This is a genomic window from Paracoccus luteus, assembly GCF_004522155.1.
Lineage (GTDB): Bacteria > Pseudomonadota > Alphaproteobacteria > Rhodobacterales > Rhodobacteraceae > Paracoccus > Paracoccus luteus.
This window is the reverse complement of sequence record NZ_SDEA01000004.1, coordinates 85493-97159: the sequence shown is the minus strand read 5'-3', so window position 1 is coordinate 97159 and position 11667 is coordinate 85493. Positions and strand designations below refer to the sequence as shown.

The 11667-nt window shown below is 69.5% G+C and carries 12 protein-coding genes; all 12 read left to right on the top strand.

What is annotated here, in order from left to right:
* The first annotated feature begins 88 nt into the window (after positions 1–88).
* The 12 genes from EPA64_RS07150 to EPA64_RS07095 all read left to right on the top strand — a co-directional run bounded on the left by EPA64_RS07150 (position 89) and on the right by EPA64_RS07095 (position 11490).
* A complete protein-coding gene (locus EPA64_RS07150) occupies positions 89–700 on the top strand; it encodes a dimethylsulfonioproprionate lyase family protein (protein ID WP_134725593.1) in 612 nt (203 codons plus the stop codon).
* The gene (locus tag EPA64_RS07145; protein WP_134725592.1) at positions 697–1491 is read left to right on the top strand and encodes a pyrroline-5-carboxylate reductase family protein; all 795 of its coding nucleotides are present in this window, start codon (positions 697–699) and stop codon (positions 1489–1491) included. The genes EPA64_RS07150 and EPA64_RS07145 overlap by 4 nt, the downstream gene beginning before the upstream one ends.
* A 180-nt stretch (positions 1492–1671) precedes the next feature.
* Positions 1672–2412 (top strand): GntR family transcriptional regulator, encoded by a 741-nt coding sequence (locus EPA64_RS07140; RefSeq protein WP_134725591.1) that lies wholly within the window; start codon positions 1672–1674, stop codon positions 2410–2412.
* Positions 2413–2513: 101 nt separating this feature from the next.
* Positions 2514–3476: a dihydrodipicolinate synthase family protein gene (locus EPA64_RS07135; protein WP_134725590.1), complete on the top strand. Its 963-nt coding sequence runs from the start codon at positions 2514–2516 to the stop codon at positions 3474–3476.
* Positions 3477–3616: 140 nt separating this feature from the next.
* Complete coding sequence (locus EPA64_RS07130) at positions 3617–4426, top strand: ABC transporter substrate-binding protein (RefSeq protein ID WP_134725589.1); 810 nt, start codon at positions 3617–3619, stop codon at positions 4424–4426.
* Positions 4427–4493: 67 nt separating this feature from the next.
* Positions 4494–5159: an amino acid ABC transporter permease gene (locus EPA64_RS07125; protein ID WP_134725588.1), complete on the top strand. Its 666-nt coding sequence runs from the start codon at positions 4494–4496 to the stop codon at positions 5157–5159.
* 10 nt (positions 5160–5169) lie between these two features.
* Positions 5170–5823 (top strand): amino acid ABC transporter permease, encoded by a 654-nt coding sequence (locus tag EPA64_RS07120; protein WP_134725587.1) that lies wholly within the window; start codon positions 5170–5172, stop codon positions 5821–5823.
* On the top strand, positions 5816–6538 hold the full coding sequence (locus tag EPA64_RS07115) for an amino acid ABC transporter ATP-binding protein (RefSeq protein WP_134725586.1): 723 nt from the start codon (positions 5816–5818) through the stop codon (positions 6536–6538). The genes EPA64_RS07120 and EPA64_RS07115 overlap by 8 nt, the downstream gene beginning before the upstream one ends.
* Position 6539: 1 nt before the next feature.
* Complete coding sequence (locus EPA64_RS07110) at positions 6540–7790, top strand: NAD(P)/FAD-dependent oxidoreductase (RefSeq protein ID WP_134725585.1); 1251 nt, start codon at positions 6540–6542, stop codon at positions 7788–7790.
* Positions 7787–8788 carry a 4-hydroxyproline epimerase gene (locus EPA64_RS07105; RefSeq protein ID WP_134725584.1) on the top strand — a complete coding sequence of 334 codons (1002 nt, stop codon included), beginning with the start codon at positions 7787–7789 and terminating at the stop codon, positions 8786–8788. The genes EPA64_RS07110 and EPA64_RS07105 overlap by 4 nt, the downstream gene beginning before the upstream one ends.
* Positions 8785–10452 (top strand): cis-3-hydroxy-L-proline dehydratase, encoded by a 1668-nt coding sequence (gene lhpI, locus EPA64_RS07100; RefSeq protein ID WP_134725583.1) that lies wholly within the window; start codon positions 8785–8787, stop codon positions 10450–10452. Before EPA64_RS07105 ends, lhpI begins: the two co-directional genes overlap by 4 nt.
* Positions 10453–10461: 9 nt before the next feature.
* On the top strand, positions 10462–11490 hold the full coding sequence (locus EPA64_RS07095; protein WP_134725582.1) for a trans-3-hydroxy-L-proline dehydratase: 1029 nt from the start codon (positions 10462–10464) through the stop codon (positions 11488–11490).
* Positions 11491–11667 lie beyond the last annotated feature (177 nt).

Sequence of the window (11667 nt, the reverse complement as noted above, 5' to 3'; positions counted from 1 at the left end):
TTCCGGGGATCAGCCGCGTGGCATCGTCGCCGTCCAGCCCGGCGCGCCCGCTATCCGCCCGCCGCGGGCATGAGCCAGGGAGACAACGATGACCGATCCGCGCAACCCGCAACTGCAAGGCTTTCTCGACGCGGCGCTGGGCGCCCTTGAACGGCACGCCATCTGCGACCGGGCGCGGGCGTCGCTGCGCCGGATCGCGGCGGCCAGCCACCGGGTCGAACCTCACGGCCGCGCCCCCGCTGCCCGCCTGCCGGTTTGCGCGCATCTCGATCCGCTGCTTGCGTCTTTGGCGGACCATCCTGCGGTCGGCCCGCTGGCCCACGCCTTTCGGGACGTGGCGCCGCTGCTGGTCTGGCGCACACGGGCGGACCCGGACGGCACGGCCAGCCGCAACTTTCCCACATCCCACGCCAACGCGATGTTCATCGGGCCGGGCGGGATCGAGCCGCGTTCGGACATCTGGATCGGCGTGTCGCTGCTGGCGCCGCATGTCCGCTATCCCGACCACACCCATGCCCCCGAGGAAACCTATCTGGTGCTGTCGGACGGAGAGTTCCGGCAGGGCGACGGCGACTGGTTCTCGCCGGGCGTCGGCGGCTCGTTCTATAACCCGCCCGGCATCTGGCACACGATGCGCAGCGGCGACACGCCGCTGCTGGCGCTGTGGGCGCTGTGGAACGACGGCGCGGGGGCGGCATGAGGGTCGGCATCATCGGGGCGACCGGCTGGCTGGGGTCGGCGCTGGGCGCGCAGCTGCTGGGGCGCGGGATGGTGCGGCCGTCCGATCTTGTGCTGGCGAACCGCAGCGGGCCGCGCGCCGATTATCACGGCCATGCGGACGTGGTCTGGGCCAGCGACACGGATGATCTGGTCGTCGCCAGCGACGTGGTCGTCGTCTCGGTGCGGCCGCAGGACTGGCCGGCGCTGCGGCTGCATGCGCCCGGCCGGCTGGTCGTGTCGTTCATGGCGGGCGTCAGCCTTGACCAGCTGGCCGCCTGCGGGGGACGCATCGTCCGCGCCATGCCCAATGCCGCGGCCGAGATCGGCCGGTCCTATTCGCCGTGGATGGCTGGCCCGGCAGTCACGGACCAGGACCGCGCAACGGTGGCGTGGCTGCTGTCCGCGATCGGCACCGAGGATGAGCTGGCGGACGAACGCCAGATCGCCCTGATGACCGCCGTCCCGGGATCGGGCGCGGCCTATCCGGCGCTGATGGCGGTGGCGCTGGCCGATTTCCTGCGGGGCGAGGGGGTGGCCGACGCAATCGCGTGGCGCGCGGCCGAGGCTGTCGTCTGCGACGGCGGGCAACTGCTGCAGGGTCGCATCGCGGACGCGCCCGCGCTGGTGGCGGCCTATCTCGATTACGCCGGAACGACCGCCGCCGGGATCGACGCGGCGCGCGCGGCAGGGTTCGACGCCAGCATCCGCCGGGCGATGCAGGCCGCGACCGACGCGGCGATCCGCATGGCCGCCGGATCGGACGAGGGCTGAGCCGGGGGCATCCCCGCGCGCCCCCGCGCAACCGGCCCTGTCACGATCCGACACATGGATGGGCCACGGCTTGACGCGTCTTCGGGCCGCCTTATCGTCGGGCGTCGGCTTTTTTCAGGGCGCTGGCAGGGCCGGTCCGCGCCGGGCACATCCTTGCGCCCGAATACGAAGGAACTTTGCATGTCCCATCCGCCCTCGGCCCCCGTTTCGGACGCAGGCGAGGCGTCCGCCACCGATGGCGCCCTCGGGCGCAAGCGCGGCTCGGGCGTGCGGGTGGTCTATGACACGCTGCGCGACGAGATCCTGGACCTGGTCCTGCCCCCCGGCAGCCCCATCGACGAGGTGCAGCTTGCCGAGCGCTTCGGCATGTCGCGCACCCCCATCCGCGAGGCGCTGGTGCGGCTGGCAGGCGAAGGGCTGGTCGAGACGCTGCCCAACCGGGCCAGCATGGTCGCCAACATCGACTTTCTGAACCTGCACCATTTCTTCGACGCGATCACGCTGATGTATCGCCTGACGAACCGGCTTGCCGCGCAGAATCGCACCGCGGGCGACCTGGCCGCCATCCGCGCCTGCCAGTCCGACTTTGCCGCGGCGGTCGCCGCGCAGGACGCGCTGGCCATGATCGCCACCAACCGCGCCTTTCACGCCGCCATCGCGAATGCGGCGGGCAATCCCTACTACACCGGCCTGTTCCTGCGCGTGCTGGACGAGGGGCGACGGCTTTTGCGGCTTTACTACCAGTCCTATGACGACCGCCTGCCGCAGCGGTATGTCGATGAACACCAGGCGATCATCGCGGCCATCGACGCCCGCGACGTCGAGGCGGCCGACCGGCTGGGGCGGGGCCACGCCGACCAGATCGTCCGGCAGATCCAGCACTTCTTTGCCACGGACCGCCGGATCGATATTCCGCTTTGAGCGCGAGATTTTTGTCGACAAGGAATATGCAATCCGCGAATATCGGGCGACCACACGCGCCCCCGCCGGTGCGCGCCGCTGCCAGTGCCAAGGAGCCATCGATGAACTCTGCGATCTTCACGGGCGTCATTCCCGCGCTGATGACCCCGTGCAAACCCGACCGCACCCCCGATTTCGACGCGCTGGTCCGCAAGGCCGCCGAGCTGGTCGAGATCGGCATGTCGGCGGTGGTCTATTGCGGCTCGATGGGCGACTGGCCGCTGCTGACCGACGAACAGCGGATGGAGGGGGTCGGCCGGCTGGTCGCGGCGGGCATTCCCGTGATCGTGGGCACCGGCGCGGTCAACACCGCGTCCGCCGTGGCCCACGCCACCCATGCGCGCGACGTCGGCGCCGCCGGGCTGATGGTGATCCCCCGCGTGCTGTCGCGCGGCAATTCGCCCATCGCGCAGCGCTACCATTTCAAGGCGATCCTGTCGGCCGCGCCCGACCTTCCGGCGGTCATCTACAACAGCCCGCATTACGGCTTTGAGACCCGCGCCGACCTGTTCTTCGCGCTGCGGGCCGAGCATCCGAACCTTGTCGGCTTCAAGGAGTTCGGGGGCGCCGGGCCGATGAGCTATGCCGCCGAACACATCACCAGCGGCGATCCCGATGTCGTGCTGATGGCGGGCGTCGATACCGCCGTCTATCACGGCTATGTCAAGGCGGGCGCGGCGGGCACGATCACCGGCATCGGCAACGCCCTGCCGCGCGAGATCCTGCATTTCGTGGCGCTGGCGCAGGCCGCCGCCAAGGGCGACGTCGATGCCCGCGTGCGCGCGCGGGAACTGGGCGAGGCGCTGGAGGTGCTGTCCACCTGGGACGAGGGCACCGACCTGGTGCTGTATTACAAGCACATGATGGTGCTGCAGGGCGATGCCGAATACGCCGTCCACTTCAACGAAACCGACCAGCTGACACCCACGCAGCGCGCCTGGGCCGAGGCGCAGTTCGCGCAGTTCCAGACCTGGTATGCCGAATGGAGCAAGCTGCCGGGCGCGGTGCAGGCCTGCCGCGTCTGAGAGCCTTGCCCGGTCCGTCGATGACGGGCCGGGATGCCCGCAATGCGCAACAGTTTGCGGGTTGATCCGATTGCGGGCGCAAGGGAAGCTGCCGCCCGCGGGAATCGAAACCGGCCAACGAGCCGACAGGGAGACACGACATGAAAACCTCAATCCTCGCCTTGGGCCTGGTCGCGGGCACGGCGATCGGGGGCGCGGCCCACGCCGACAAGCTGGACGACATCATCTCGTCGGGGACGCTGCGCTGCGCGGTGACGCTGGATTTCCCGCCGATGGGGATGCGCGACGAGCAGAACAACCCGGTGGGCTTTGACGTCGATTACTGCAACGATCTGGCCAAGGCGCTGGGCGTCACCGCCGAGATCGTCGAGACGCCGTTCCCCGAGCGCATCCCCGCGCTGATGGCGGGGCGGGTGGACGTGGGCGTCGCCTCGACCTCGGACACGCTGGAACGCGCCAAGACCATCGGCGTCACCATCCCCTATTACGCCTTTGAAAACGCCGTCGTGACGAACGACAAGGTCGAGATGGCGAACTGGGAAGGGATGAAGGGCAAGACCGTCGGCGCCACCGCCGGCACCTACGAGGCGATCTGGCTGGAAGGCAAGGTCAAGGAATGGGGCGAGGGCGAGTTCCGCCCCTATCAGACCCAGGCCGACGTGTTCCTCGCGCTCAGCCAGGGGCAGCTGGACGCCACCGTGTCCACCGTCGAGGTGGCGAACGCCAACGTCGCCTCGGGCAAGTTTCCCGGCATCAAGGTCGTGGACAAGGCGCCGATGGTGCCGGACTATGTGGCGCTGTTCACGATGCGGCAGGAATACGGGCTGATCAATTATATGAACCTGTTCATCAACCAGCAGGTCCGCACCGGCCGCTATACCGAGCTGTACAAGAAATGGATCGGCGAGGGCGAGCCGGCAGGCCTGACCGTCGAGGGCGTCTATCGCTGACATTCCCCTTTGGGCGGCGCGGGCCTGACCGCGCCGCCCGTCTTGCCTGACGCGCGACCGGGGGCCCATGTTCGGTTACACATTTCAATGGAAGCAGGCCTTGGCGCGGCTTCCCCAGATGCTGGACGGCGCGGTCGTCACGCTGGAAATCGCGCTGGCGTCGATGGTGCTGGGCATCCTGCTGGCCGTCCTGCTGACGGTCTTCCGCCTGTCGGGCAACCGGGTGCTGGCGGCGATCACCACCACATGGGTGGAAATCGCCCGGAACACCCCGGCGCTGTTCCAGATCTACATGGCGCATTTCGGGGTGGCGAGCTTCGGGCTTCACCTCAGCCCGTTCACGTCGCTGCTGATCGGGATCACGTTCAACAACGCCGGATACCTTGCCGAGAACTTTCGCGGCGCGCTGAAGGCGATCCCCGACACGCAGGCGCGTTCGGGGCGGTCGCTGGGGATGACGCCGCTGCAGTCGTTCCGCTATGTCGTGCTGCCGCAGATGCTGCGGATCGCGTTCCTGCCGATGACCAACCAGATGGTCTGGGCGATCCTGATGACGTCGCTTGGGGTCACGGTGGGGATGAACACCGATCTTTACGGCGTGACGCAGGATCTGAACGCACTGACCTTCCGCACGTTCGAGCTGTTCGCCATCGCCGCCGTGATCTTTTACCTGATGACCAAGACGGTGCAGTTCGGCGCGCGGCTGATCGCCGCCCGGCTGTTCCGGTACTGAAGGGGGCGCGATGTTCGACACCTCGCTGACCGTCGCCGATCTGATGTTCCTGGCCCGCGGGGCGGGGGTGACGCTGCTGGTCACGGCCATCGCGGTCGTGCTGGGGACGTTGCTGGGGATCGCCTTCGGCATCTTCCGCTATCAGGTGGGGGCGGTCTGGGCGGCGCCGCTGACCTTTGTGCTGGACATCTTCCGGTCGATCCCGCTGCTGATCCAGCTGGTGCTGGCCAACGCCTTCATGGGCATGGTCCTGCGCTGGCAGCTGTCGGGGTTCACCGTGGCCTGCGCGGTGCTGACGATGTACACGGCCGCCTTTTGCGCCGAGATCGTCCGCGGCGGGATCGAGGCCGTGCCGCTGACCATCCGCCGCGCCTCGCGGTCGCTGGGCATGACGTGGCGGCAGGACATGGCCAGCATCGTCGTGCCGCTGGCGACCCGCGTGGCGCTGCCGTCCTGGATCGGGCTGGCGCTGGGGGTGATGAAGGATTCGGCGCTGGTCTATGTCGTGCAGGTGACGGAGCTGCTGAAATCCACGCAGATCCTCATCACCCGCCTGCAGGAGCCGCTGTTCCTTCTGATGATCTGCGGCGCCTTCTATTTCCTCATCAGCTTCCCGCTGGCGCGGCTTGGCGGCTATCTTGAAAGGCGCTGGACCAATGATTGAGATCGAGAACGTCCGCAAATCCTTCGGCTCGCTCGAGGTCCTCAAGGGCATCGACCTGACCGTGAACAAGGGCGAGGTGCTGACGGTGATCGGCGGCTCGGGGTCGGGCAAGTCCACCCTGCTGACCTGCATCAACGGGCTCGAGCCGATCAACGGCGGCCGCATCGTCGTGGACGGGATCGAGGTCCACGCGAAATCGACCGACCTCAACAAGCTGCGCCAGAAGATCGGCATCGTCTTCCAGCAGTTCAACGCCTTCCCCCACCTGACGGTGCTGGAAAACGTGACGCTGGCCCCCCGCAAGGTGCTGGGCATGTCCAAGGCCCAGGCCGAGGAGATCGCGGTCAGGCAGCTGACCCACGTGGGCCTGGGCGACAAGCTGGGCGTCTATCCGACGCGGATGTCGGGCGGCCAGCAGCAGCGCATGGCGATCGCCCGCGCGCTGGCCATGTCGCCCAGCTACATGCTGTTCGACGAGGTGACCTCGGCCCTTGACCCCATGCTGGTGGGCGAGGTGCTGGACACGCTGCGGATGCTGGCGTCCGAGGGCATGACCATGATCTGCGTCACGCATGAGATGAAGTTCGCGCGCGAGGTGTCCGACCGCGTGGCCTTCTTCCACAAGGGCGTGATGGCCGAGATCGCCCCGCCCGCCGAGCTGTTCGGGGCGCCCAAGGACCCCGAGCTGCAGAAGTTCCTGGCCGCGACCCACTGACATGACCGCGGAACTGATCGTCATTGGGGCCGGCGTCGTCGGCCTGTCCATCGCTGCCGCCGCGCAGGATCGCGGCCTGTCCGTCACCGTGATCGACCGCGAGGGTCCGGCTGCCGGCGCCTCGGCGGGGAACGCGGGGGCCTTCGCCTTCACCGACATCCTGCCACTCGCCTCGCCCGGTATCCTGCGCAAGGCGCCGCGGTGGCTGCTGGACCCCTTGGGGCCGCTGACCGTGCCGCCGCGCTATGCCCTGCGGATCGCGCCTTGGATGCTGCGCTTCGGCCGCGCCTGCGCGCCCGACCGCGTGGCGCGGTCCATCGTCGCCCAGACGGCGCTGATGGACCTGTCCAAGGCGGAACTGGACGGCTTCCTGGCCCTGACCGGCACCACCCCCATGCTGCGGCGCGAGGGCAACCTGCAGGTCTATGAATCGCAGGCCGAGTTCAACGCGAGCCTGCCCGGCTGGGACGCCCGCGCCCGCCACGGGATCGAGTTCCGCCACATGGACGCGGGCGAGATGGCGCAGCTCCAGCCCGGCCTGTCGCCGCGCTTCACCCATGGCACCTTCACGCCCGGCTGGTATTCCATCGCCGACCCCAAGCTTTACACGCTGGCGCTGGCTGATCATGTCCGCGCCCGTGGTGGGATCATCGAGACCGCCGAGATCGCCGCCCTGCGCCCGACCGAAACGGGCGTGGACCTGCGCGCCACCGACGGCCGCAGCTTCAACGCCGCGCAGGTGGTCGTCGCGGCGGGCGCATTCTCGCACCGCATCGCCCGCACGCTGGGCGAGCGCATCCCGCTGGAAACCGAGCGCGGCTACAACACCACGCTACCCCCTGACGCCTTCGACCTGAAAACGCAGGTGACCTTCGGCGGCCACGGCTTCGTGGTCACGCGGCTCTCCACCGGCATCCGCGTCGGCGGGGCGGTGGAACTGGGCGGGCTGAACCTGCCCCCGAACTATCGCCGGTCGGAAGCGATGCTGAAGAAGGCCAAGGCCTTCCTTCCCGCCCTGAAAACCGAAAACGGCGTCCAATGGATGGGCTTCCGTCCCTCTCTGCCCGACAGCCTGCCCGCCATCGGACGCGCGCGGGCGACGCCCCGCGTGACCTATGCCTTCGGCCACGGCCACCTCGGGCTCACGCAATCCGCCGGCACCGCGCGGCTGGTCGCGGACCTGCTGACCGGCCAGACCCCGCCCATCGACCTCGCGGCCTTCTCGCCGCAACGCTTCCGGAGCTTCGCATGACGACCCACACCTTCTCCTGCATCGACGGGCACACCTGCGGCAACCCGGTGCGGCTCGTCTCGGGCGGCGGCCCGCGGCTGGAAGGCGCGACGATGCTGGAACGCCGCGCCCATTTCCTGCGCGACTTCGACTGGATCCGCACCGGCCTGATGTTCGAGCCGCGCGGCCACGACATGATGTCGGGGTCCATCCTTTACCCGCCGACGCGCCCCGACTGCGACGTGGCGGTGCTGTTCATCGAGACCTCGGGCTGCCTGCCCATGTGCGGCCACGGGCTGATCGGCACGATCACAATGGGGATCGAGAACGGCCTGATCCAGCCGCGCGAGCCCGGCAGGCTGTCGATCGACGCCCCGGCCGGCCGCGTGGACGTGACCTACCGGCAGGACGGCCGCTTCGTCGAGGAGGTCCGCCTGACCAACGTCCCCGGCTTCCTCTACGCCGAGGAGCTGACCGCCGAGGTCGAGGGCCTGGGCGAGATCGTGGTGGACGTGGCCTATGGCGGCAACTTCTACGCCATCGTCGAGCCGCAGAAGAACTTCCGCGACATGGCCGACCACACGGCGGGCGAGCTGATCGGCTGGTCGCCGAAGCTGCGGGCGGCGCTGAACGCGAAATACGAGTTCGTCCACCCCGAGCATCCCGCGATCAACGGGTTGAGCCACATCCTCTGGACCGGCCAGCCGACGGTGGAAGGCGCCCATGCCCGCAATGCCGTCTTCTACGGCGACAAGGCCATCGACCGCTCTCCTTGCGGCACCGGCACCTCGGCCCGCATGGCGCAGCTGGCCGCCAAGGAAAAGCTGAAGGTCGGCGACGCGTTCCACCACGAATCCATCATCGGCTCGATCTTCAAGGGCCGGGTCGAGGCGGCGGCCCGCGTGGGCGAGCGCGACGCGATCATCCCGTCCGTCGCGGGCTGGGCGCGGATGACCGGCTATAACACCATCTTCATCGACGACCGCGACCCCTTCGCCCACGGCTTCGTCGTGAAATGACCGCCCGGCGCATTCTGCCGGGCCTGGCCGAGGGGCCGGTCCTGTCGATGGCCGAGGGCCTCAGCTTCTGGGGCGGCGTCGATCCCGGAACGGCGCGGGTGATCGACGCCCATCACCCGGCGCATGGCGCGGGGCTGGCGGGTGCGGTGGTGATGATGCCGACCAGCCGGGGATCGTGCTCCGGCTCGGGCGTCATGCTGGACCTGATGCTGAACGGCCGCGCGCCCGCCGCGCTGGTGTTTTCCGAACCCGAGGACATCCTGACCCTCGGCGCGCTGATCGGGGCCGAGATGTTCGGCCGCACGGTCCCGGTGCTGCGGGTGCCGGCAGAGGATTTCTCACGGCTGTCTGCAGTGGCGCATCTGCGGATCGACGCGGATGCGATCACGGGCGAGGGCGTCTCGGTCCCCATCGAGGACGCCTTGGATGCGGCCCTGACCCTGACGCCCGAGGACCAAGCGATCCTGAACGGTCGGGACGGAGAAGCCGCCGCGCTTGCCATGCGGATCGTCTGCGCCATGGCCCGCCAGCAGGGGGCCGAGCGCCTGACCGGCATCACGCGCGGGCACATGGACGGCACGCTGCTGGCCCATCCCGCGAACCTGATCTTCGCCGAAAGGATGGCCGACCGTGGCGCCAAGGTCCGGGTGCCCACGACGATCAACGCCATCTCGGTGGACCGCGAGAACTGGCCGGGGCAGGGGGTCGATCCCGACTTCGGCAGCCGCGCGTCTCGCCTTGCCGATGCCTATGTCCGCATGGGCTGCCGCCCCAGCTTCACCTGCGCGCCCTACCTGCTGACCGACCGCCCCACAGCGGGCGAGGACATCGCCTGGGCCGAATCCAATGCCGTCGTCTTCGCCAACACCGTCCTTGGCGCGCGGACGCCGAAGCATCCCGATTACCTCGACCTCTGCATGGCCGTGACGGGCCGCGCGCCCTTGGCCGGCGTCTATCTGCAGGACGCCCGCCGCCCCGCGCTGGTGCTGGAAGTGGAGGCCCCCGAGGGCGCGGACGATTCCCTCTGGCCGCTCATCGGCTATGTCGCGGGCCACAGGACGGGCGGGGCGATCCCGCTGCTGCGGGGCCTCGCGGCGCTGAACCCCACCACCGACGACCTCAAGGCCATGTGCGCGGCTTTCGGCACCACCTCGGGCGCGCCCATGCTGCATGTCGAGGGCGTCACCCCCGAGGCGCATCTGTCGCCGCTGCCCCATGCCGCCCACGCCCGCATCACCCGCGCCGGCTTGGCCGCCGCATGGGTGGAACTGAACCAAGGCCCCGAGCAGGTGGACCTGATCGCCATCGGCAGCCCCCATGCCTCGGCCCCCGAATGCCGCGCGCTTGCGGACCTGCTGGCCGGCCCCGTCGCCATTCCCCTGATCGTCACCGCCGGCCGCGCCATCATCGCGGACCTCGGCCGCGACGGCACCCTGTCACGGCTGAAAGCCAACGGCGTCCAGGTCATCCCCGACCTCTGCTGGTGTTCCATCACGGAACCCGTTTTCCCGCCGCACGCCCAAACCGTCATGACGAACTCGGGCAAATACGCCCATTACGGCCCCGGCCTCTCGGGCCGCGCCCTGCGCTTCGGCAGCCTTGCCGACTGCGCCCGCGCCGCCCGGACCGGCTGCGCCGCCCCCGTTCCCAACTGGCTGATCTGAGAGGCCCCGATGCGCAGCTCGAAGACCATCCATGTCATCTCCGCCCATGCCGAGGGCGAGGTCGGCGATGTCATCGTGGGCGGCGTCGCGCCCCCGCCCGGCGGGACGCTGTGGGAGCAGTCCCGCTGGATCGCGCGGGACAACACCCTGCGGAACTTCGTCCTGAACGAGCCGCGCGGCGGCGTCTTCCGCCACGTGAACCTGCTGGTTCCGCCGAAGAACCCCGAAGCCGACGCCGCCTTCATCATCATGGAGCCCGAGGACACGCCGCCCATGTCCGGCTCGAACTCGATCTGCGTCTCGACCGTGCTGCTGGACGCCGGCATCCTGCCGATGACGGAGCCCGAGACGCGCATCACGCTGGAGGCCCCCGGCGGACTGGTCCGCGTCCGCGCCGAGTGCAGGGACGGCAAGGCCGAGCGCATCTTCGTCGAAAACCTGCCCAGCTTCGCGGGCAGGCTGGACGCCGCGCTTGAGGTCGAGGGCATCGGCAGCCTGACCGTGGACACCGCCTATGGGGGCGACAGCTTCGTGATCCTGGACGCCGCCGCGATGGGCTTTTCGCTGACCCCCGAGGAGGCGCATGACATCGCCCGCCTCGGAGTCCGCATCACCGCCGCCGCCGATGAACAGCTTGGCTTTCACCACCCGACCAACCCCGACTGGCGGCATTTCTCCTTCTGCCTGTTCGCCGGTCCCGTGAGCCGCGAGGGCAACGAGCTTCGCGCAGGCGCCGCCGTGGCGATCCGTCCCGGCAAGGTGGACCGCTCGCCCACCGGCACGGCGCTGTCGGCGCGCATGGCCGTCCTGCACGCGCGGGGGCAGATGGGGTTGGACGACCGGCTGACGGCGGTGTCCCTGATCGGGTCCACCTTCGCGGGCCGCATCCTCGGCACGACCACCGTCGGCGACCTTCCGGCGATCCGCCCCGAGATTTCGGGCCGCGGCTGGATCACCGGCATCCACCAGCACATGCTGGACCCCTCGGACCCCTGGCCCGAGGGCTACCGGCTGACCGACACCTGGGGCGCGCGTTAAGGCGCGGGTCCGGCTGCGCCCCCCGGCAGGCCACGTCGCCGCCGACGAACCCCGCGCCGCCAACGCTGCCCTGCCGCTGCGCCCCCGTGGCACCGTTGTCCGGGCGGTCACAGGCGCGTGTGGGGCCGCAGATCGCCTTGCGGCAAGGGTGGCGGTCCCCGCGGGCTTGCCCTAGAC

What these genes read in the sequence shown, in the direction of transcription:
- EPA64_RS07150 (WP_134725593.1), top strand. Translation starts at nt 89, where the DNA reads ATGACCGATCCGCGCAACCCGCAACTGCAAGGCTTTCTCGACGCGGCG.
- EPA64_RS07145 (WP_134725592.1), top strand. Translation starts at nt 697, where the DNA reads ATGAGGGTCGGCATCATCGGGGCGACCGGCTGGCTGGGGTCGGCGCTG.
- EPA64_RS07140 (WP_134725591.1), top strand. Translation starts at nt 1,672, where the DNA reads ATGTCCCATCCGCCCTCGGCCCCCGTTTCGGACGCAGGCGAGGCGTCC.
- EPA64_RS07135 (WP_134725590.1), top strand. Translation starts at nt 2,514, where the DNA reads ATGAACTCTGCGATCTTCACGGGCGTCATTCCCGCGCTGATGACCCCG.
- EPA64_RS07130 (WP_134725589.1), top strand. Translation starts at nt 3,617, where the DNA reads ATGAAAACCTCAATCCTCGCCTTGGGCCTGGTCGCGGGCACGGCGATC.
- EPA64_RS07125 (WP_134725588.1), top strand. Translation starts at nt 4,494, where the DNA reads ATGTTCGGTTACACATTTCAATGGAAGCAGGCCTTGGCGCGGCTTCCC.
- EPA64_RS07120 (WP_134725587.1), top strand. Translation starts at nt 5,170, where the DNA reads ATGTTCGACACCTCGCTGACCGTCGCCGATCTGATGTTCCTGGCCCGC.
- EPA64_RS07115 (WP_134725586.1), top strand. Translation starts at nt 5,816, where the DNA reads ATGATTGAGATCGAGAACGTCCGCAAATCCTTCGGCTCGCTCGAGGTC.
- EPA64_RS07110 (WP_134725585.1), top strand. Translation starts at nt 6,540, where the DNA reads ATGACCGCGGAACTGATCGTCATTGGGGCCGGCGTCGTCGGCCTGTCC.
- EPA64_RS07105 (WP_134725584.1), top strand. Translation starts at nt 7,787, where the DNA reads ATGACGACCCACACCTTCTCCTGCATCGACGGGCACACCTGCGGCAAC.
- lhpI (WP_134725583.1), top strand. Translation starts at nt 8,785, where the DNA reads ATGACCGCCCGGCGCATTCTGCCGGGCCTGGCCGAGGGGCCGGTCCTG.
- EPA64_RS07095 (WP_134725582.1), top strand. Translation starts at nt 10,462, where the DNA reads ATGCGCAGCTCGAAGACCATCCATGTCATCTCCGCCCATGCCGAGGGC.